Source organism: Lelliottia nimipressuralis (genome assembly GCF_004115925.1).
Lineage (GTDB): Bacteria > Pseudomonadota > Gammaproteobacteria > Enterobacterales > Enterobacteriaceae > Enterobacter > Enterobacter nimipressuralis.
This window is the reverse complement of record NZ_SDDX01000027.1, coordinates 46,770-68,351: the sequence shown is the minus strand read 5'-3', so window position 1 is coordinate 68,351 and position 21,582 is coordinate 46,770. Positions and strand designations below refer to the sequence as shown.

The window sequence follows — 21,582 nt, the reverse complement described above, 5'->3', positions numbered from 1 at the left end:
CCAGGATTCTGGACAGTGAATAGAGCAAAATGAAAAGCGGGCCTGATGGCCCGTTTTTTTTATGGATCAACAAACGTCGTATCGTCAGTAAGTTTGACATGCCCCCAGTATTAGATACAACCGTCAGTTATTAATGTCGTTCACATTTTCCATTTCGCCACCGTGCTGAAAACTCTGATGGTGTCTGATAATTCAGTGCCGAATGTGGACGACACTCATTATAATCCTGCCGCCAGTCGTTGATGATTTTCCTGGCGTGAATGATATCGCTGAACCCGTGCTCATTCAGACATTCATCGCGAAATCGGTCGTTAAAGCTCTCAATAAATCCTTTCTGCGTAGGTTTGCCCGGCTGGATTAAACGTAACTCAACACCATGCTCAAAGGCCCATTGATCCAGTGCGCGGCAAGTGAACTCCGGCCCCAGGTGCGTTCTTATCGTCGCCGGATAGCCCCGAAACAGTAGAATACGCATGACATGAACGCCTGAAATCCCGAATGGGGTGATAATTGTCAGACACTCCTTTGTGAAGTCGTCCACACAGGTAAGGCACTTGATCCTGCGACCGGTGTCCAGCGTGTCCATGACGAAATCCATTGACCAAGTCAGGTTAGGTGCAGCCGGGCGGAGCAGCGGCAGACGCTCCGTTGCCAGGACTTTATGACGCCGTCTGCGTTTTACGCCCGACCCGCTGAGAAGATAAAGGCGGTAAACGCGCTTGTAATTAACATGAAGGCCCTCACGGCACAGTAACTGCCAGATGCGGCGGTAGCCAAAACGCCTGCGCTCCAGTGCCAGTTCAGTGATGCTCCCTGATAAATGCGCATCAGCCGCCAGACGCTGAGCCTCGTAGCGGACGGCAGGAACAAACCTGTTAGCCTGCAGGCACGAGGTTGCGTCAGACCGGTCGCATTACACATTAACTTCACGGCTTCCCACTTGTGGTCTGTCGTCAGTACTTTCGCCTTAAGGCCACATGAAGTGCCTTCTTATCAAGCATGACTTCGGCAAGCAGTTTCTTGAGTCTGGCGTTCTCTTCCTCAAGCGACTTCAGGCGCTTAACCTTGGGCACCTCCACACCGCCATACTTCTTGCGCCTGGTTTAAAAGGTGGCGTCGGAAATGGCGTGCTTACGGCAAAGCTCACTGGCAGAAACCCCGGCTTCGGCCTCGCGGAGGATACTGATGATCTGCTCGTCGGAAAAACGCTTCTTTGTTGGGATGTCCTCATGTGGTTTATGAAGAAATTACTAACATCGGTGTGTATTAATCAATGGGGTGCAGGTCAATTGGCCATGTGAAGGTAGTATGTTAATGTCAGTAAACTCATCTTAATTTTTTAATATAAAAAGTATTTTATTCTATAATTGCAATAATTTAGCATATAACATGCTTTATTTGTTTGTGGTTGTTAAAGTTTTGCCAACAAACTTAGCGGCCAGATATGAAGTTAAAAAAAGACTGGCTAAGTGAAGCTCCCCGGATTGCAAGGTCGACACATGAAAAATAATTTGATCTCTAAAATGTGTAGCAGGGTCAAAAAGGGATTGCAAAAATTAACAGCGCAATTCTCACCTATTAAGTTAGAGGACATGGAAGTTATACCATTTATCCAACCAGTTCATGACGGTAGAAACCAGAAGTTAATCGGTGTGGAAATTTCCATGAAATTATTTGATGGACAACAATATCATTGCGTGAAACGTTGCATTGAAGAGATTGAGCATCGAGAGGGAAGTGTTGTAATCAATGAGATGGTAATTTCAATGATTTTAAACGCAGAGAAAGAGTTAATGGACTTATCAAAGAAAGCGCCAAAAAACTTCTTTATCAGTTTCACCTTCTCAGCAGAGCAACTTTATTGTAATGAGGTTTTTAATGCACTGATTTCCTTAAGACGTAAAATTTCAGATCGGTGTCGCATTGTCATAGAGATAAAAGAATCCAGTTTGCCAGAATATGATGATGAACTTGTTGATATTTTTGAAAAACTTCGCCTACAAGGAGTGGATCTAAGCTTAACAGATTTTGGAAAGTATTCATCCTCTTTACTTTATCTTGAGCATGCTGGATTTAGTTCGTTGAAAATGGATCATGCCGTAGCCTTAGCTTATAAAGGAAAGTTGGTGAATAAGCGTCTCGTGAAAAGCATAGTTTCTGCTACACAGGATTTAGGAATGATTGTTGAAGCGGATGGTGTTGAATCAGAAGAACAGTATAGATTACTTATAGATTGTGGTGTTACTCATATGCAAGGTTCATTCTTTTCAAAACCAACACCACTTAAGGGGGGGATCACTAAGGATTTTTTTGTTTCCTCTAATTCTGATAAATAAATGATGGAGGTGTAATAAACGCTGTAATAATTTTTTTAAAAGTTGTTATTCTTAACATATAAAGCAAATTGGCTTTATAATTTATCAAAATTAATGGAATTTTTATGACAATGCAATCGAAGTTATTAATTGTAGGGATTACAGTGTTCCTTTCTGCTTGCTCTGCTAAATCCTCTTTGAGCACAAACGGCTCAAAGGCTCAACAAGATTATATTTCAAAAAAATCAGAACTATATACTAACGGAGTCACAGTACCATCAACCAGCAACCCTTGCGTAGATCAGTTTACCTTTTTAAAAGGTACCAGTATTGATGAATATAATAATTACTCACGTAGTTATACTAAGCTTGGTGACGGCTTTAGGTTTCTTAACATCAATAAAAAGATCATGAATCCTGATGCAAAGGAAGTCTACTCCATGAAACTGGAAGTCAAGTTAGATACACTCTGCTCTAAGCTTGAATATTCAGGGTACCGGGTAGTTAAAGAACGTATTAAAATCATTGCTGATATTTAAATATGAATGACGCCGGTGCATGCTAGCCGGCGTTTTATATATAAATTTGAAAGATAAAAACTAATGAAACATGAAAATAGAATTGCGTTCTATCTACTTATATTTAGTTCGCTAATATTAACGGTGTCGTGTAATGGATATATGAAAAATTACCACAAAGTTAACAACTATCTGTCAAAGTCTTTAAATGCAATAAATAGTTTAATTAAAAATGATGAGATGATTCCACCAAGCTGCGCCGAAAAACTAGAAGTGCTTGGGAATACAAACACTGATAATTATGCGTACTATTATGTTTCTTTGGAACGATTGGTTCATGCGCAAAATTTCATTGAAGAGAATAAGGAAGTTTTGTCGGAAGATGAAAAAGATATTTATGAGAATCAAATTTCTTCAAAGATTGATGCTCTATGCTCGAAAATTGAATTTGAACATTACTCACTAAGTAATTTGCCAATAACGAAGGAGGGGAAATGATAATTATATCAACGGATTCATTCCTGAAAAAAGGAATTGAGGAACTATATCAGGGTTTTAAAGCGAAAGACTTAATAATATTTGATATATGCGGTCGTCTTTATTTTCTTGACAGAAAAATGATAAAAACAGGACCAGTTTACAGAAATTACCTGCACTTCAATCATTTCTCTATCAAAAAATCCTCATGCTTGTCATCGCTTAAAAGAGTTATAAAGGGTAAACAATGGAAAAGTGCTTATCATCAACGGATAAAGATTACTGAAAGGGAGCAAGAGGTTATTAAATTAATGGCTCAAGGGTATAATCAAAGAAAAATAAGCATTATTTTAAATCTTGGAGAGAAAGCTATCAGTTATTACAAAATTAATGCTTTAAGGAAAAAGAAAGTCAAGGGTATGCCTTTTATGATACTTGCTATGAACGAATGGGATGAAATGATGGCCACGCTTAAAAAAAACCATCATGACATGGAATTTTAAATGAAGGCGGGAATAATTTACGCCTTCATTGATGTCTACAATCCTTATTGTTATCGTTTCTCAGAACGCATATCCACACACATTAAAGTTGGTGAGAAGGGATTCCCAATAATAATTGAGTTATTGATGTATTGCATTCTGTATTTTCTCTTATCTACTGACAAATCGAAAACATATTTATTAAAAAAGTCTTCAGCGACGCTGTCAGTAGGTAATCTATATATATGCATATCAGAAAAAGTAACAGTGTTATTATTTCCGATTATGTAGTCAAAACTTATTTGTCTGGATATATGAAAGTTAGCCGTACCGTCGGAACTTGTTAAAGTTGAGTTTATATTCAATTCGCCAGTACCATTACGATCAAGCACCAGATTCAGGACACCTTTACTGCTATAATTATCTGCGGCGATTAAAGTGAATCGTGATCGGCAATTGATATCCAAACCAGAATTAAAAAATAAGTTTTCGTTTTGAAGGATTTTTATTGTAATACCAAGGAGTATACAAACCATAGCAATGGCTGCTAGATATTTACTTTTCATTAGCATAGCCTCCATCGTAGACCGTTATACACCCAGAAATATTTTTGAGTTCGCCATTTACGAGTGTGCATCGTGCTAAGAAATAACGGGGTGATTCAACGAACATATTTTCTATGTGGAAATAATATATAGAATTATTAACGCAATTTAAATTGTATCTGTCTGCTATTTTTGCAACTCGGTCCACTTTCAGTTTAAGTTGAGTTGGTGAACTTTTAAAGAAAGTATATATTGGGCAGCCATGAAGATTTCCGAGTTCCTCAATTGATGCTTTAGCAATGTTATACCTTGATTGAATTAAAGCCTCGTATAATGTATTAACCATAAAAAGAGCACTAAGAAAGAGAATAAATATCGCTATCTTTGTCTTTAATGATATTCTTGTTTTAGTTCTGTTATTGTCGGTATTTTCGACAGAAATATTATATTCATTGTCCTGTGAAGGGCTCTGAGAGGAACTCACTTTTACAGACGCCGTTATTAGAAATCCCAATCGTGGTACGGTCTTGATAATTTCTTCTTCGCACTGCATTTCCAATAAGGTTTTGCGAATTAACGAAATGTACTGATTTAGAGTATTATTAGAGGCCTGGAGACCATGTTGACTCCAGATGTGTTCAAATATCTCATCTCTAGAAATAACCTGATTACTGTTAGCGTTTTGTAGTAAGTAAGTCAGGATTCTTGCAGCGGTAGTTGGCAGAGTTGTTACATTCTGAGGTGCGTCCATCCTCCAGATAGCACCATCGTCGTCACGATAGATAACTCCATCATTAATAAGGAAATTCATCTATTTTTCTCAACTTGTTTTTTGGCGAGCCAGCTTCTAAGCTGTCCTAATTAAGACACTATAGTACAATAGCTCATAAAATCAAGCATATAGTCTTTTTCCTTTAACCTTCAAGTAGTTTAATTTAACTTACTGAGTTTTAGTTTTTTCCTTTAGCTATATATTAATATTATAGTATCCTTCTTTCGGGAAAACAATAACTTGAAGCATCCCTGATTGTTCATCGAGGCCATACGCACGAATCAGAATAGTTGTTGCATCTGACTGGTATACTGAATACATTACACCGCAATTTTCATTCGACAAACATTTGAATATTGTTTTTTTATTTTTCAAATGCTCTTTTTTATCATAAATAGTGTACTGATAGCTAATTTCTCTTTTTATTTCTTCATATCTTTCTAATAAATCTCGTTGTTCATTTTTATTAAAAAATTGTGCTGTATTTAACGCGGAAATAATCCCATCACTTTCCGTAATTAGGTTGTAACTATCCATGCCAGTCAGGAATTCTCCAGCATTACTGATGCTATAAAAGGATGTTTTTGATTCTTCATCATAGCGCTTGAGTTCTAGATTATTTTCATCAATTGAGAGTTCATGAATTTTTGTTTCCCACGTAATACCGAACGGTAAACTAGGTTCAGCTTTCACTGATACTTCATTCACTTCTTTTTTTTGATCATCACAACCAAGTAATGAAACTACAATAACTAAAATAATTAACTTAAGTTTATTCATGATCTTATACGCCTTGAAGTGTAAGTTCAACTATCCAATATTCGTCTTTATTTCTTTAGTTACGGTGTTATTAATTAAAATACATAACTTGTCTTTTTTTATAGCTAACTTTGCAGCATATGCGTCCTTCATATCCTTGTTCATTACCTCAACACTTTCATCATAAAATCTTGAATGATAGGCTAATTTGTTATAGTTTTGCTGTAATTCTTTATAATATTTGCTATTGATTTTCTTTAGATACATCAAGTCTCTTAAACAATTTTTATTTGATGTATTCAATCCATTCTTTTTGCTTGTAAACATTATGTCGTCATCAATTTTTACCATAGATACGACAGTGTCTAATGTAGGTTCTTCATTTTCGCTGAATAGACTACAAGAGGGTAAGCATAAACATAAACCCAAGGTGTAGATCACCTGGTGAATTTTTAAATTCATGTTGTCAATACTTTTGTGAAGATTAAGGAGTTCACAATTTTATTGTTATCTATTGAAATTTCAATCTTACTGTTTTGTGATTGTTCCTATTTTACTACCCCGTTTATCTGACGTTCATGTTTGGAGTTTTATGAACTACTTTAATTTGCGCTTAAACTATCCGCTAAAATTATAATTAGATATTGTTCTGTTCTGATTTGCTGCAAAATGCTTGAGCGGCGGGACACGCCGTGCTTGCGAGTGGAGGGATGACTTCAGTCAGGCCGCCCGCTGAAGCAGGAAACGGAATGATTCAGTCGACAGCCTGAACGTAGCAGGAATCCATGTCCTGCTGGGCGCGGAGGGTATCAATGAAGAGTCTAATGGTCCATGGTTTAATAGCTGCGTTACCCGGGAACGAACTTCATTACTCAAACTGCTGCAATAGTTTTAAGATGATAAAGGTGACTCAAATAGCGTGTAAGTGATTGTATCTACTACATAAATCACATGCATTTAACATAATCTTTGTTATGCGCACCTATAATGTATTAGCCAAATTGAGATGTCCGTCTCTGACCAAATAGACACGTCCGCGCTACCGTCTCACCACAGCGATCACTGCTTCCAAAGGATGAGACTCATGACGGCTACGGAACGGAGTTTTTCTCAATGAACGATGTGAACCGACTCAGGATCCTTCAGGACGTTATCGACCGGCGTCTCACTACGCGTCTCGCGGCCAGCCGGCTGGAGATTTCTGACAGACACTGCCGCCATTTGCTTGAGTGTTACCGCGAACACGGGCCACTTTCGCTGGTTAACCGTCGCCGTGGTCAGCCAGGTAACCGGCAACTGATGCCGGGCCTCGCTGAACGTGCACTGCGTATTATCCGCGAACGTTATGCTGATTTTGGTCCGACTTTAGCCTGTGAGAAGCTTGCCGAGATCCACGGTCTGTATCTGGCTAAAGAGACGGTACGCAAGCTGATGACACAGGCTGGTTTATGGATCCCCCGCAAGTTACGACCACCGCGTGTACATCAGCCTCGTCCGCGGCGTGCCTGTACCGGAGAGCTAATCCAGATTGATGGCAGCGAACATCGCTGGTTCGAGGATCGTGGCCCGGCCTGCACACTGCTCGTTTACGTTGATGATGCGACGAGCCGGCTAATGCAGCTTCTGTTTGTCAGTTCGGAGTCCACTTTCACCTATTTCTAAGCCACCCGCGGTTATCTGGAACGTTACGGTAAGCCTCTGGCGTTCTACAGCGACAAGGCCAGCGTCTTCAGGATCAACAACAAGCAGGCCACCGGTGGTGATGGTCAGACTCAGTTTGGTCGTGCCATGAATGAGTTGAACATCACCGGCATCTGTGCCAACACCAGTTTAGCCAAGGGCCGTGTTGAACGGGCTCACCTCACGTTACAGGACCGCCTGGTCAAGGAGCTGCGGCTCCGTGGTATCAGTACACCTGAGGCCGCAAACGCCTTTGCCGAAGAGTTTATGGCTGACTACAACCGCCGGTTTGCAAAGCCACCTCGTCACGATTTCGACGTTCACCGCCCGCTTGAGAACAGTGAAAATCTGGACGCAACATTCACCTGGCGTGAACAGCGTAAAGTCTCAAAAAACCAGACATTACAGTACGATAAGAAGCTATATCTGCTTGAAGATAATGAAGAACACCGGCGTTTTCAGGGGAAATACATCGATGTCTGGCAGTATCCGGATGGCACTATCGAGCTCCGGGCTAACGGTACTTCCCTGCCCTTTATCACGTACGACCGGCTGGGAGAACTGGACCAGGGTGCCATCGTCGACAACAAGCGCCTGGGACGGGCTCTGGAGATGATAAAGCTGGTTCAGGACAAACGGGACAACACCCGCTCACAGGCCCTGCCATCTCTTGACGGTCAGACCTCACGCAGAAAGAAACAGCCCGGCAAGAAGTCTCAACGAAGCCTGGACAAGAACCACATGCTGGAAGCCCTGCAGCAACTCCAGAACCGGAGCCAGGAAATCTTCGGCAAAAGCTGAACCTTAAAACCTATGCGGACATCTCAATTCAGCCAGAAAGCGGACCTTTAAAAACAGCCCAGACATATAATGTAACTGCATTATTCTGAAGTCACTTTTCTTGGCATAAAGGCAGCCATGGAGACATCAGGATGCTTGTGACCATGTCAGATAAAAAACTCAGCCGGATAAACGTCATCCAGTCAGTTGTTGAAAAGCGTATGCGCCGTCGTGATGCTGCTCATCAGCTTGCTCTGACCGAACGCCCCAGACACAGCGTTTAATGAATCGTTTCGCGAGCCTGGTGCTACAGGTCTGGCAAACCTTCGGCGCGGATGCCCCGATAATCACAGGCTTCCTGAGTCACTGAAGCTGTGTGTTCTTTCGTTACTTCACGATCGCTACAGCGACTTTGGACCAACACTGGCCGCAGAAAAATTGCGCGAACGTCACGACATCAAGGTGTTTGTTGAAACACTCAGACAATGGATGACGGCTGATGGTCTCTAGGTTCCTTACTCACGTAGGAAGCCCCGGGTTCATCAGCCCAGATACCGGCGTGACTGCCTCGGAGAACTGGTTCAGATTGATGGTTCTCCGCATGACTGGTTTGAAGGTCGAGCGCCGAAATGCTGCCTGCTCGTCTTTGTTTATGGCGCGACTGGTCGCCTGATGCATCTTAGCTTTGGTGAGACTGAAACGGCATTTTCAAGGTCAATAACAGTGGTTCAACCACAACCGGCGTCACCCAGTTTGGCCGTGTGCTTTCTGAATTGGGTTTCGAGTTGATTTGTGCTAACAGTCCTCCGGCTAAAGGCCGAGTAGAACGAGCAAATCAGACAATTCAGGATCGGCTTATCAAGGAGATGCGTCTCGAGGGGATCAGCAGTATTGAAGCAGCTAACGCCTGGCTGGATATCTTCATCACTGACTTCAATCGTCGCTTTGCAAGACCGGCAAAATACCCCAAAGATCTGCACCGACCTGTGGCTGAAAGCAACGAAGAGCTGGATGATAGCTTTGCCTGGCAGGAACTTCGCAAGTTGTCTAAAATGCTGACATTCCGCTATGACAAAATGATATATCTTGTTGAACCTACTGAATAAAACACTCGTATCGCTGGCGAGAAAATAACAGTCTACGACTATCCAGACGGCACGCTGGCATTCAAATACGGTTACCGTTCACTCAAATATCAGGTGTTCGACAAACTGGTATGTGTCGATTAGGGGCAAATCGTTGATAACAAGCGTCTTGGGGCTGTTCTGAAGCTGGCGAAAAGCAAAATGGATTAACTTGAACGCGATGGTAAGCGTGACCGGAGCAAAAAGATGCCCAAACGACGAGCTCAGGCCAGAGTTCAGGTGCTACTCAGGGCAATTAATCCGGTCCTAGTAAACCCGGATGAATTCAGGGCCAGTCTGAAACGCGAGTCCCCTGCTCTTTTGGGTTTAAATTTTTCTGAGTGATTCACTGGGTGCTATTTCCACCTTTGCTCTTCCAGTGAATCAAACTTCTCAATTGCTTCCCATGGAACCAATTTCAACTTGTCCAATTCTTCTAAAATTTCTAACGCCTGAGCTGTTGGGGATGTTATGCACGGAAGCGTATTTGTAATCCAGTCAATCACGCGACACTTTAGCTCATCATTACTGGCTAAAAGTCGGTTCTGATATGCGCGAATGTCATCGAGAATCAAATGCTCTACCTGAGACTGGAAGGTAATTCCAGCTTTAGGATCATCCAGTTGTTCAAGCAACTCACAAAGCGCCTCTCTTGCACAACGTTCACCTACCGGGGGTCGAGTTGTAAGCCATAGCTCACATATAGAATCAGGCAGAATGATGGTTGTTCTTTTTCCACTTTGCTTACGGACGTAGTTAATTTTCACGCCAAAATACCAGCTAATAAATGATGAGTTAATTTATACTCAAACTAGCGATTTGAGTCAATGTATATACAACAAGGAATAAGATGTTTCTCTGCTAAGATTCCTGATAATCGCACTATGCATTCATGCAGGAAACGTTACCTCCTCGTTTCTTCCTGTGTAACATCCCATTATCACTTCTCCTTATGTCACTTCTGGTGACATTTGAAACTCGCTAAACCGGGAGACATTTTAAGCTTGCAATAACATATACTATGGAGGCTAAGCTAAACTGGCCGCTTTGGGCTACCTGCTGAATATCCTGATATGACGGCTTCTGGTGCGGAGTTTTTCAAGATGAACGAAGTTAACCGGCTTAAAATTATTCATGACGTCGTCGACCGGCGACTGACAACCCATCTCGCTGCTGAGTGTCTCGGTATTTCCGATAGGCATTTACGTCACCTGCTTCAGAGCTATCGTTCAGACGATCCGCTAGGCATGGCTGATCGGCGGCGCGGCAAGCCCAGCAACTATCAGCTGCCTGCAGGCCTTGCTGAACGTGCGGTTCAGATCATCCGCGAGCGCTACTCAGACTTTGGTCCGACGCTTGCCTGCGAGAAGCTGACCGAACTGCACGATGTTGTTATGTCTGTGCCCACACTCACCGGTGCGCACAGACCGTACCATTAATGCCATAAGATAGTGAATTATTTAGTCATAAGTATGTATATCGACAATAACTCCCTTGGTGAAGTATAAAGTAAGGAATTTCTTGGTAGCAATAACCATTTCGTTTAATTTGGAATCATTCTTCCCAAATTTATAAGTGAGATCATCAAAGTATTGCTTTGCAATTATCTTAGCATCAGTTTCCTTACCAAGCATATCCAAAATACGAACGTGGCTTATCGAGAGGGTAATTATAGGGTAACGATCTGTTTCATGTTTGTTAGTTTTATCGAGTCTATTGAGAATATCTTTAGCCTTGTCTAAATACTCAAGCGATAAGTTCGCATCGCTGGTATTTTCAGCAATAATAAGTAATTGTTGTGCATATGCATGCTCAATATGGGGAGACTCAGGGAAAGCCTCTCTAGCATTAATCAATTTTTGAAGGGCTAATTCATTGTCCCCATACGCACGAAGGGCCAATCCATATTGCAATAAAAACAGTCCTTCTAATTCGAGCTGTTTTTCAAAAAATGAATAAATATTAAGAATAGATTGCTTTGAGTCTCTTAGCACTTTCTTTAAGAACTTAAAATTAACAAGTCCTTTATAAACCGCAGCGTCTTTCTTTGAAATATTAACAACTATAGGGAACTGATATACAGAAAATGAATATATGTATGCCGTGATAAGCTCACTCATCTCGGTGTCATCGACAAAAAGTGATGTTAATCGCTCAACATATATTCTATGCCGGGTGCTTACATAACCATTATTATAATTTACCAGTCCAGATAGTCTTGAACAAAGCTCACTAACATTTGAAGTCACGCCTAAATAAGATAAGGCACGAGTTAAAGTAGCCTCTGATGCCTCACTTCTGTGCAATGTCGCCAACCCTGAGAGCAATAAAAGAGCTCGTTCACTCTTATCCTTTATGTCTGCGAATTCACGCTTTATTATTTGATCGAAACCTTCTCCAGAAGTGGCTTCAATAAGACCGATGAGCAATTGACGCTTAGATTTTTTTAAAATTTCAAGTCGTCTGTTTCTGTAGGACATTTTTTTTAACCTGGCCCAGTTACCATATAGCTCTATTTTATTTAGTATTGGGTCAACGTCTTTTTCGCTAATCGAATCATAGCTTTGAATATACGGTGAAAATTGCTCAAGATGTTCTTTAACACGATATTCCCATATTCTGACATTCTCGGAACCAACGAATATGGCATGATTATCAAAACCATTTGCGATTAATTGTGATAAATCGGAAGCAATATCAGCAAGTTTTTCAAAGAAAACGTAAAACGTTGAATTATTCCTTTTGTTTAAAATCCTTATTAGATTAGTTAAATCTTCTGGTATCCCTTCGACATAATAACAATTTTTCGCAGTTCTATCTGCTATTTGTAAAGCTAACTGCTTCAAAGCTGTTGTCTTGCCTGAACCTGCCGGACCTAGAATTAAGAACAGTTTTTTATTTGATATGTTATTAACGCTAGCTTCTATTATTTTTTTTGTGTTATCAAGAAGCGCAGGGATGTTATTAATTATATCAGACCAAGTTGGTTTGAACCCTTTATAGAACTCTTTAACTGTCGGTTGCATACTTTCAGTATGCTTCAACAACTCAGATCTATTAACTTGTACAACTTTATCTAAAGCCTTTGCAATTGTTTTGGAGAAGGTAGGTTCTTCTCCATTGCTCAGATATGCCATCTCTGGCCTAGTATTCATTAATATATCTTTAGGAGTCAACCCCTCAGGAAATGTCTCCTTCATCCACTTCATGAAATCTGATAATGTGCCATTTATATACTCTATATTACTTCCCGATAAACTATTTTGCTGCACGGGACTTAACTCTGGAACTATGAGATAGCTTTTTAGACTTTGATCGCCAGTTCTTTTTTTTATATTTTTCAATTTGATGTCTAAAAATAGGCTCTTTGATTTTTGTTCCGATAAATACAAAAGTGAATCGATGATAATCTCTGGCTAATTCCATATACCAAACAGGCTCTTCAGCAGAGCCTTCACCATACTGCGCTGGTGAAAAAATGAAACCCTCCTCTGGATAATTAATGTCACCGTTCAGTTTGACAAGATCCATTTGACTAAAAAAAGGATCGAAGTCTTCAATTCTACTATTTCTTCTCCTGACATTAAATACTTTATTTGTAATTGTACCAGCAGCTTTTTCTATAGCATCATCAATATTAAATGTATACACCCTTGGGAAGGGATACTGCATCATATCCAGATATTCTTGCGAAGGCAGGCAATGCTTATAGTATTTTTCTAGTAACTTTTGCATCCCTATTTCGCCTAAATTATTTAATCCGGAAGCATATACATCAGCTAAGTCATCTCCTTCTTCCAATTCAAACCCCGCCTCTTCCGCAATTATTTTTGATAACGCATTACCGATCGGAGGATTAGACTTGAGCCGATTTAAACTTCCGTAAGAGGCACCAGCGCCCAGCAGTAACACAAACCGCCCATTCAAAATGGCTGTCCGAATATGATTATTCATTCACCTAGTCCTTTCGTGATCATTACTTGCAGAGAGAAATTACTTCTATTTTACTTGATGTTAAGTTATTTCAAAGATGAAGGCTATGATATTGCGTGGTTTTCCCATCTTTTATGTACTTATTAAAATGTATCTTTGAAAAAGTAGACTCTCTGCAGTAAGCTTCGGCTGTATGATTGCCCCGTATTTTTCACGCAGCGCGCCGGACGTTTTCCGGTCTTCCCGGAGCCCGAAATGACCCGACTGACGGATGACTATCCAGATCGACAGCTCGTACCGGTACTGGTCCCTCTAGAACAGGAATTCCTGCCGGCGCTGGCGGGGAATGAAGCATTGCTCAATCCGGCGCGGGCCTATTTACTGTCCTTAAATTCTCCCCGCAGCCGTCAGACGATGGCCTCGTTTCTCGGGATAGTTGCCGGGATGCTCGGCGCGACAGGCACGGACACCTGCAACTGGGGCAGCCTGCGCCGCCATCACGTGATGGCCATAACCGAATTGCTGCGCGACACCGGCCGTGCGACGGCTACCATCAACACCTATCTCTCAGCACTGAAGGGCGTGGCGAAGGAAGCCTGGATGCTTAAGCTGATGGACGTCGAGAGTTTTCAGCACATTAGGGCGTTGCGCAACCTGCGCGGCAGCCGTCTCCCGCGCGGACGGGCCCTGCCGGCAGAGGAAATTCGGCAAGTGTTTGCGGCCTGCGAAGCCGACAGCAGCTGTCAGGGGGCGCGCGACGCGGCCCTGCTGGCAGTGCTCCTCGGCTGTGGTCTGCGTCGTTCCGAGGCGGTGGGTCTCAGTTTAAGTGACATTGTCACGCATGAGCGGGCGCTGAAAGTGCTGGGGAAAGGGAACAAGGAAAGGCTGGCCTACATGCCGGCCGGGACCTGGCAGCGGCTGATGCACTGGACCGAACAGGTCCGCGGTGAAAGCCCCGGTCCTCTGTTTACCCGCATCCGCCGTTTTGACACCCTGACGTACGACCGGCTGACTGACCAGGCAGTGTATCATATTCTGCAGGTGCGTCAGCGCCAGGCCGGGATTGCGAAATGCGCGCCGCACGACCTGAGAAGAACCTTTGCAACGGCGATGCTAGATAACGGTGAAGATCTGATTACCGTTAAGGATGCGATGGGCCATGCCAGCGTCACCACCACCCAGCAGTACGATCGCCGGGGGGAAAACCGTCTTCGTCAGGCTCGTGAGAGACTATCAATTGTGTGAATAAAGCATGTTAGGTAAAAAGTTACATCATCCGGCCAGAGTCACCAACTTAAAACCGTAACGGTATTAAAACCCGATCTCACCAGTCGGTATTTTTATCATTCCAACTATGCCCTACCCTATTCCGTTTCTTCTTAACTACAAACGCGAATAACTGCCATCCTTGATACACTGACAGGCATGCTGTTTCGTTTATAGACTTGACCTTCTGCAGATGTAGGCCACGATTGTACTCATCTATCATGACCTTCAAGTATGAATTTACGACATGAATTTCTCCTTATGAATCACTATTAAACAGAACTTAAACGATGAATTCCTATAGGAAATCTCGCAGATAATTATTATTGACTTATAACCTTGTTCGTTAATAATTGATTTACCTTACATTAAATGCTCTATCTCTTTTATTTTAAAAGGAATGTTATTATGAACACATTGTTTATATGCCCTACTATTCTTAAACCATTCCTCTATAATGCAGCCATTAACAAAGTTTTATTTAGAACAAAATACGTAATAGGAATCATTATTTTTAGTTTGTCATTTCATATCCATGCCTATGAATTAAACTGCTCCTCTTCAAACCTTAATACCTCAGAAAAAACAATTTGCAATGACCCTTATCTCACCATTGCTGACCACGCACTCAGTAATGAACTTCAACTAGCAAGCAAAAATATTTTCACTCGGAAGTGGTTGTCTTTGGAGCAAAAATTGTGGGAGAAAGAAAGAAATCTATGCGGCAGTGACATTTCTTGCCTGAAGAATATATATACAGAACGAAAAAAAGTTCTTGAAGCAATAACACTTTATTCATCAATTTATGATATTTATCTTTAGGTAAGATAAATAACTTTTCCACTGGTTGATAACGTTGAATGGAAAAACAATAGGAATATTGTCTATCATTCATGTCATGCTCGGTCGTTACTGAATGCATCAAACGTTGTTGTGTCAATCACAGAACTAAAAGAAATAATTAATATTTATCAGTAATCATAAAGATATGGCCTTAGGTTATTTGCTATTATTTAATTAGAGATAGAATCATAATCATGCTTATAAAATACATTAAAGTTCAATGGGCTGGCAGAACTGAGTTTAACTTGAGTGCATTACCATAATTAAATTACCACAATAGAGGGTTTAAAATTGAAAGTTTACAAATTTATATCATGTGCATCTATTATTCTTTTCCTGGTTGGATGTGCTAATGTAATCTCTCCTCGCTCAAATGATGACGCCATCACCTATGAATCTGCACTATCATCCCCGAACATAGGGTATATTGATTATCAATCAAGTGATCTATTGAATAATATGACTCAACCATTATTTGTCAATGTCTCATATGTTGGTAAAAACGGGCCATTTGATATAAAAAAAATCGAAATAAAAGATGTGCAACCTAAAGATGGGCACGTCAGGATTTATATTCCTTACTTTAAGGATAAACGTTTCGAACAATTAGATCTTATTGCCGATTTTGGTACGGTGAGAGTTATTGGCATGGACTTCAACGGCGCAGCATCTGACTTCAAACGCCTTGATAGAGGACGGCCGACAGAAGTTACGCTTCAAAATGAGAAAGTGATAATCACTTCAGGAATAACTCTCCCAGCAACATATTCAGCAACTTTGTTGAAGAAAATAATAAAATAAGAACTCTGCTTGCAGTATATCTTATTCAAGGTAATCAGGCTGCATTAGCGGCCTTTCTCCCGACATTCTCTCGCAAATTACTTCCTCTTATTTCTTTGTAATTAACTTTATATTTCAATTGTAGTGCACACCAGGCAAAGTGCCCTGTTTATTATTATCTCTCATAGAAGAATTGAAGGCTGAATTGTAATTGTAAACATTATAAATAGAATGGCTGAATATCTCATGAGCAGAAACTTTGTTTAAGTACTCCGGATTTCAGTAAACTCATGTTCATTCAGTATTTCGTTAATTTTCGTCAGCGCTTCCATAACCTCTGGAACATATCCATTGTTAGAATTTCAAGACGAGTGGTGTTAGATGCAGTATTGACGGTTTGGAGTTGTCATCAACAAACAATGACAAAATGGCGTGCGTACATCCTCTTCGAATCTGGAAAATCACGCTCACGGCGCAATTTTAAAGAGTAATTAAGCATTACGTCCATGTTAAATTACTTATGTAATCCTGGCTTTATTTCTTACTTTGGACTAATTTTCCCGGTTCTTATAAGATTTCCGAGGGCTGTGCGAGCTGCCTGAACTTCAGTCATTCCGTGTATATTCACGACCTCTGGTTCACCATTTTCTCCGAAAACTGTTACCATTTCATCATCAGAGAAATACTCTGCCTTGTAAAACATTCCGTTTTTCTCAATTTCAATAGACTGCATAGAGTTTCCTTTGATTGGATATCAGCTTTTAAACCCGAGGTAATTTCCTGTCTCAACAACTGCATCAACAAATTTTCTGGCCATTTCTCGTTTCATTACAACGATCTTACCATCAATGTTCAGGTAAATGCTGTCTTCATCGGCAGAAGAAGTTCTCCCAAACTCAATGTAAAATTCTTCCTTGCCGCTCTGGCAGACGACAGTGCCCTCAAAAAAAACGCTGGTAGTCATATTACCTCCATATTAAAAGTAAAATAGATTATTTCAGTCATTTTAATGAACGCAATATAAACAAATTGTATACCGTACTTTGCCGTTCCGAATGTGCCGTCCGGCACATTCGGACGGATATGTTATTCGATGTATCATCCATCGGAATATCCGCCGCAGCCGGTGAATGAGGATCGAAATTAACCCCTTCCTCCCTGCAAAGCCAAAAACCGCTTTCAGCAAAACTGAACCTTCTGTGCGCGATGGTGATATCGGGATTAAAGCCAGAAGATTGATAGCTGAGACGACAGAAGCTGGTATGCCCGAAGCCCGGAAATGAATGAAGATGTGATACCTGTTGCCACATGTAAACAAGTGGCAACACAAAGGAAGCAGGCAATATGGGATGTTGCCCGTAAGCTTATTGCGCAACCGGAGGGATGTTTTGCGGTGCTCGTCCTGATGAATCAGGAAGCCTCTGGCATACAGCGCTGTTACCCCAGCACTGTTCGTAGGGATAGCCAATAAGCGTTTCCATCACATCACGAACGTCAGGAGCGACATCCTGAATCAGCCCTCCGGCTTTGATCCGTGCGACCTCAGCAAGCACGATCAGATGGGTTTTACGGTTCAGCTTCATTTGTCCGCTGAAATAAATGCCGACAAAAGACAGGGAAAGCACACCAAGCAGGAAGACCAGAGCAATTGCGATCACCGCGCTTTCTGGCTGAGTATGGGCGCCGGACTGGAAACCGAAGAAACTTAAAATCGCCCCCATGGAGAAGACAATAGCAGAACGCACCAGTTTCCCTGAGAATGTCATCGTCCCGGCGTAAATGCCCTCACGTCTGCGACCGGTAAAGGCTTCATCAATATCGGCAAGGAAGGTATATACCGTCCATGGGATGTAATAAACACCACCGGTCCCGATGCCAAAAATAACCGTTATTGCCAGAATGGCTGCCGTTGCGTACTGCTGGGGAACGTCAAAAAGATACAGTGAGAAGTAGCAGCAGACCGAAAACATGACGATAGAAAGAGCAATAATGTAGGGCTTACTGAATCCCTGTTTCACACAAATAGTGATAAAAATGGCCGTTGAGCACAGTTGCAGAACAGAGTTCAGGCTACTGAGTCCGGACACCATGGTGGGATCGTACTGCAGCACGAAAATGATGAAGTAGGTAAATATAGATGCAAACAGCCATTCCGCACCAAATCCAAACAGGTACATGCCCAGATGCTTTCTGAAGACCCTGAGATGAAAAGTCGAACGCATGTCTGCCGAGAGCTCAAGCATTTTTTGCAGTAACGAGGTATTTGCTGTGGTCTCGTCGGTGTCTCCTTCTGCTTCTCTCTCCCATGAATACCAGTATAGCATACCCACGGCAAAGCACAGAATCAGCCCGTAAGTCAGTGCAGTAAGGAAGAACGGTGTCGCTGAATCTTTGCCGTATATCAGAATAAACTGACCCGGAATGAACGCTGCCAGGAAGTTCGCTGCCTTGCCGAATATGGCTTTGTAACCAGTCAGTTTTGTCCGCACAGAAAAGTCGTCAGTCATTTCCGTTGCCAGCGTTTCATAAGGCACCATGACGGACGTGTAGATCAGTTCAAACAAAATATATGTCGACAGGTAATACCAGAACCCAAACCCTTCAACCCAAAGAAGTGGGTAACACATCATTAGTGGTATGCCCAGCAGGATAAAGAAACGACGGCGACCGAAGCGTTTACCGAGTCTGGTCTTGCCAAAATTATCTGAAATGTACCCCATGAGTGGGTTACTGATGGCATCAACAACGCTAGCGATAGAGAAAATTGCAGAGGCCTGTAGCAGCGTCAGTCCGCAAAACGTTGTGTAGAAATACAGCAGCCAGATACCTGCTATTGCCAGCGCACCGCTGCCCAGCAGGTTCCCCCCGCCATAAGCAATTTGGTGCTTCAGCCGTATGTCTCTTTTCCTTTCCACAAGTCACCCCTAAAAATAAAACATCTTTTCAAAATAAGTGGCCCTGTTTTTTATACTCAATGTCTTTCAGATAGGTTGATCCCAATCACACATGCTTTAGGGTTTCTGACTTGTTCATAATTATGTGAGGAGTATCACGTGAATGATGGCCTGAAATTGCTACCTCAGGCACGCTATTCGGGGCTTATCTCCGCGAATGTCCGGCAAAGGTAACATTAGGAAGAGAGGGAATCAGAACCTGGCACCTGTGTTTTCGGCCTTTACCCTGTATTTGATATATACCTGAAGGGCAATCTGACGGCACATGCCGTTTTTAAGCCACTGGTGTGCGCTGATTCACGCCGGGTCTTTATGCCTGCCAACGCGCAGCCGTGCTCACTGGCTGCGGCACCGGGCAGGGTGCGCTGATGTCTCTGAATATTCACCTGGGCGTAAACTGTGGTTACTGTATAGATCCGGCGGATGCTTTCCTGTTCGCGCAAATTAACAATGGCAACGCACTTTCGCTACCATTCGCCAAAGGTTTTGGCTGGGGCGCAGAACTCAACGTACGCTTTATATTCGAGAAAGCCTTTACCGGCGAAAAAGGCCAAGGTTATCCGGCCGATCATAAAGAACCTCAGGTGCGTAACGCCGGGATCCTGAATCAGGTGAAAGCTGCTGTTGTGAAAGAAAACTATCTGGATACGCTGCGCGCTATTGATCCGGAACTCGTTAAAACCGCCGTAACAGGTGCGAGCTTCCAGAAATGCTTCTTTGAAAACTGCCAGAATAAAGAGATCGAAGACTTTGTGCGTAAAGTCATCGGATAAGATTGCTTTAACGCAGTGATAAAAACCGGTGTTCATATGGCACCGGTTTTTCATTGTCTACAGAAAATCCATTCGTTGAGGCGTGAACGTATCCAGTAAGACACCTTTTTCCAGGCATACGCAGCCGTGCATGATGTACGGTTTTTTGTACAGCGTATCGCCTGCGGCTACTTCATGAGTTTCATCCCCGATGGTGAATTTAAAACGACCAGACAGCACGTATGTCAGTTGCTCGTGCATATGATTATGCATCGGCCCGACGGCACCTTCCTCAAAATACACTTCAACGGCCATCATTGTACCGTCATGCGCCAGAACGCGACGGCTAACACCGTCGCCCAAATCTTGAAGAGGGATGTCTTTGTTAAATACAAACATCCGTTATTCCTTTCGTAATGAGTTGAGCAGAGTTTCCGGGATCTCAGCCAGGTATATCGCTGGCTGGCCCTCATAATCTGTTGTGAAAAGCACGTGGCGATCGTCCGGTGAGAAAGAAGGGTGCGGATGCGTCACTTGGCGATCGCCATCGAGCACGAGCCATGAGCTGTTGTGCGCAGCGAGGGGCGCATAGCGGGCGGTTTTGGCATCAAAAATATACAACCAGGGATCGTTTTCAATCGTATGGCTGGCGGTATCGTTTACGTCTACCGGGGTACCAGAACCATCGCCAACCAGCAGCGTTCCGTTCTCATTGCTCATCAGATGCGAACACGCCGGCATGGTCATCAGACAACTATCTTCGCCTGTTTGCGGATCGAAACGGCGGATATATCGGTTATGCTGACCTTTCAGATAAGACACATACATCAGTGCGGAGCCGTCCGGCACCCAGAATTCATGTGTACAGCTTTCTCCTGGCGCATGTTCTTTCACCTTGCGCACATTACTGCCGTCTTCATTCACCAGCCACATCCGCGCGTCCACCAGATCATGTGGCCCTTCGTGGCAGAAGGCTACGGTGTCGTCATCAAATGGTCGATAAATCGGGTGTCCGAGCCATTCATTTTTCTCGTGTATAACGTGCGACTTGCCATTGTTCAGATCGACACATAGCAGTCGGCATTGCGGATTACTGTGATAAAACGCCTGAAAAATTTTCCAGTCAGATAATGGCCTCCAGTCTTCACGGCTGATTTCTATCCCCACAAGTCGGGTACATTCACTGTTCGCTACCCATGTACCGTATCCGACCCAATCTTCCGGAACGGTATAAACAGTTTGCTCGCTGAAATTGCTAAGTTTTACGCGCTGCAGGCTGCGCTCATTTTTGACATAATACAGAAACTGGTCGTCGGGCGACAGGAATCCACCGAAGGTGTTGTCACCTTTGCCTTCCGTCAGTTGCACTGCTTTTTGAGTCTGCAGATCTAGCAAATAGTAATTGCGGTTGCCATCAAACTCACCGGCAAATAGCAGCTTAGTGCCGTCACGGGTAAAGCATTTCTGATAAAAATAGTTGCGATGGCAAAGAACTTCAGGTGGTGTCAGTCGGGTTACGTGCGCACCAGTCTGTGCATCCTGAACGGTGTGGAAGTGGAATTGAATCTCAGAACCTTTCGCCATGATTCACCTCATAAGTGG

General features: G+C 42.6%; 19 protein-coding genes and 5 pseudogenes. 11 read left to right on the top strand and 13 right to left on the bottom strand.

The annotated features are described in order from the left end of the window. Nucleotides 1–130 precede the first annotated feature (130 nt). A pseudogene (locus ETG88_RS19780) lies at nt 131–1,223 on the bottom strand (IS3 family transposase). Between the two features lie 276 nt (nt 1,224–1,499). Here ETG88_RS19780 and ETG88_RS19775 point away from each other — a divergent pair. The 4 genes from ETG88_RS19775 to ETG88_RS19760 all read left to right on the top strand — a co-directional run bounded on the left by ETG88_RS19775 (nt 1,500) and on the right by ETG88_RS19760 (nt 3,813). After that, a complete protein-coding gene (locus ETG88_RS19775) occupies nt 1,500–2,336 on the top strand; it encodes an EAL domain-containing protein (protein WP_129036195.1) in 837 nt (278 codons plus the stop codon). A gap of 104 nt (nt 2,337–2,440) precedes the next feature. After that, nucleotides 2,441–2,854 (top strand): YuaE family lipoprotein, encoded by a 414-nt coding sequence (locus ETG88_RS19770; RefSeq protein ID WP_129036194.1) that lies wholly within the window; start codon nt 2,441–2,443, stop codon nt 2,852–2,854. A gap of 141 nt (nt 2,855–2,995) precedes the next feature. Then, entirely contained in the window at nt 2,996–3,331 is a 336-nt protein-coding gene (locus ETG88_RS19765) for a YuaE family lipoprotein (RefSeq protein WP_129036193.1), read from the top strand. After that, nucleotides 3,328–3,813 (top strand): LuxR C-terminal-related transcriptional regulator, encoded by a 486-nt coding sequence (locus tag ETG88_RS19760; RefSeq protein WP_129036192.1) that lies wholly within the window; start codon nt 3,328–3,330, stop codon nt 3,811–3,813. Before ETG88_RS19765 ends, ETG88_RS19760 begins: the two co-directional genes overlap by 4 nt. Nucleotides 3,814–3,863: 50 nt before the next feature. Here the strand turns inward: ETG88_RS19760 and ETG88_RS19755 are convergent, their stop codons facing one another. The 4 genes from ETG88_RS19755 to ETG88_RS19740 all read right to left on the bottom strand — a co-directional run bounded on the left by ETG88_RS19755 (nt 3,864) and on the right by ETG88_RS19740 (nt 6,330). Beyond that, on the bottom strand, nt 3,864–4,358 hold the full coding sequence (locus ETG88_RS19755) for a hypothetical protein (RefSeq protein ID WP_129036191.1): 495 nt from the start codon (nt 4,356–4,358) through the stop codon (nt 3,864–3,866). Then, the gene (locus tag ETG88_RS19750; RefSeq protein WP_129036190.1) at nt 4,348–5,148 is read right to left on the bottom strand and encodes a winged helix-turn-helix domain-containing protein; all 801 of its coding nucleotides are present in this window, start codon (nt 5,146–5,148) and stop codon (nt 4,348–4,350) included. The genes ETG88_RS19755 and ETG88_RS19750 overlap by 11 nt, the downstream gene beginning before the upstream one ends. 156 nt (nt 5,149–5,304) lie before the next feature. After that, nucleotides 5,305–5,889 (bottom strand): hypothetical protein, encoded by a 585-nt coding sequence (locus ETG88_RS19745; protein WP_129036189.1) that lies wholly within the window; start codon nt 5,887–5,889, stop codon nt 5,305–5,307. Between the two features lie 30 nt (nt 5,890–5,919). Beyond that, nucleotides 5,920–6,330 carry a YuaE family lipoprotein gene (locus ETG88_RS19740; protein ID WP_129036188.1) on the bottom strand — a complete coding sequence of 137 codons (411 nt, stop codon included), beginning with the start codon at nt 6,328–6,330 and terminating at the stop codon, nt 5,920–5,922. Nucleotides 6,331–6,981: 651 nt separating this feature from the next. Here ETG88_RS19740 and ETG88_RS19735 point away from each other — a divergent pair. Further along, a pseudogene (locus ETG88_RS19735) lies at nt 6,982–8,349 on the top strand (ISNCY family transposase). Between the two features lie 143 nt (nt 8,350–8,492). After that, nucleotides 8,493–9,797: pseudogene (locus ETG88_RS19730) on the top strand (transposase family protein). Nucleotides 9,798–9,808: 11 nt separating this feature from the next. Here the strand turns inward: ETG88_RS19730 and ETG88_RS19725 are convergent. Next, a complete protein-coding gene (locus ETG88_RS19725) occupies nt 9,809–10,219 on the bottom strand; it encodes a hypothetical protein (protein WP_129036187.1) in 411 nt (136 codons plus the stop codon). 306 nt (nt 10,220–10,525) lie between these two features. On the opposite strand from ETG88_RS19725, the pseudogene ETG88_RS19720 reads away from it, so the two are divergent. Continuing rightward, nucleotides 10,526–10,864: pseudogene (locus ETG88_RS19720) on the top strand (ISNCY family transposase); the annotation flags it as partial. Nucleotides 10,865–10,912: 48 nt separating this feature from the next. Here the strand turns inward: ETG88_RS19720 and ETG88_RS19715 are convergent. Beyond that, nucleotides 10,913–12,724 (bottom strand): P-loop NTPase, encoded by a 1,812-nt coding sequence (locus ETG88_RS19715; protein WP_129036186.1) that lies wholly within the window; start codon nt 12,722–12,724, stop codon nt 10,913–10,915. Continuing rightward, nucleotides 12,711–13,406 (bottom strand): SIR2 family protein, encoded by a 696-nt coding sequence (locus ETG88_RS19710; protein ID WP_129036185.1) that lies wholly within the window; start codon nt 13,404–13,406, stop codon nt 12,711–12,713. The genes ETG88_RS19715 and ETG88_RS19710 overlap by 14 nt, the downstream gene beginning before the upstream one ends. A 234-nt stretch (nt 13,407–13,640) precedes the next feature. On the opposite strand from ETG88_RS19710, the gene ETG88_RS19705 reads away from it, so the two are divergent. From ETG88_RS19705 to ETG88_RS19695, 3 genes are all read left to right on the top strand, one after another. Further along, entirely contained in the window at nt 13,641–14,630 is a 990-nt protein-coding gene (locus ETG88_RS19705; RefSeq protein WP_129036184.1) for a tyrosine-type recombinase/integrase, read from the top strand. Between the two features lie 429 nt (nt 14,631–15,059). Further along, nucleotides 15,060–15,473, top strand: coding sequence for a lysozyme inhibitor LprI family protein (locus ETG88_RS19700; RefSeq protein ID WP_129036183.1), 414 nt, complete (start codon nt 15,060–15,062; stop codon nt 15,471–15,473). A 312-nt stretch (nt 15,474–15,785) separates the two neighbouring features. After that, complete coding sequence (locus ETG88_RS19695; protein ID WP_129036182.1) at nt 15,786–16,295, top strand: hypothetical protein; 510 nt, start codon at nt 15,786–15,788, stop codon at nt 16,293–16,295. A 520-nt stretch (nt 16,296–16,815) separates the two neighbouring features. On the opposite strand, the gene ETG88_RS19690 is transcribed toward ETG88_RS19695, so the two are convergent. From ETG88_RS19690 to ETG88_RS19680, 3 genes are all read right to left on the bottom strand, one after another. Then, on the bottom strand, nt 16,816–17,007 hold the full coding sequence (locus ETG88_RS19690) for a hypothetical protein (RefSeq protein ID WP_129036181.1): 192 nt from the start codon (nt 17,005–17,007) through the stop codon (nt 16,816–16,818). Between the two features lie 21 nt (nt 17,008–17,028). Beyond that, nucleotides 17,029–17,238 (bottom strand): hypothetical protein, encoded by a 210-nt coding sequence (locus tag ETG88_RS19685; RefSeq protein WP_129036180.1) that lies wholly within the window; start codon nt 17,236–17,238, stop codon nt 17,029–17,031. A gap of 400 nt (nt 17,239–17,638) precedes the next feature. Continuing rightward, entirely contained in the window at nt 17,639–19,189 is a 1,551-nt protein-coding gene (locus tag ETG88_RS19680) for an MFS transporter (protein ID WP_129036179.1), read from the bottom strand. Nucleotides 19,190–19,560: 371 nt separating this feature from the next. Here ETG88_RS19680 and ETG88_RS19675 point away from each other — a divergent pair. Beyond that, a pseudogene (locus ETG88_RS19675) lies at nt 19,561–20,001 on the top strand (RpiB/LacA/LacB family sugar-phosphate isomerase); the annotation flags it as partial. Nucleotides 20,002–20,058: 57 nt separating this feature from the next. Here the strand turns inward: ETG88_RS19675 and ETG88_RS19670 are convergent. Both ETG88_RS19670 and ETG88_RS19665 read right to left on the bottom strand, forming a co-directional pair. Further along, nucleotides 20,059–20,379, bottom strand: a complete 321-nt coding sequence (locus tag ETG88_RS19670) for a cupin domain-containing protein (protein WP_129036178.1) — start codon at nt 20,377–20,379, stop codon at nt 20,059–20,061. Between the two features lie 3 nt (nt 20,380–20,382). Further along, nucleotides 20,383–21,564, bottom strand: coding sequence for an oligogalacturonate lyase family protein (locus tag ETG88_RS19665; RefSeq protein ID WP_129036177.1), 1,182 nt, complete (start codon nt 21,562–21,564; stop codon nt 20,383–20,385). Between the last annotated feature and the right edge of the window lie 18 nt (nt 21,565–21,582).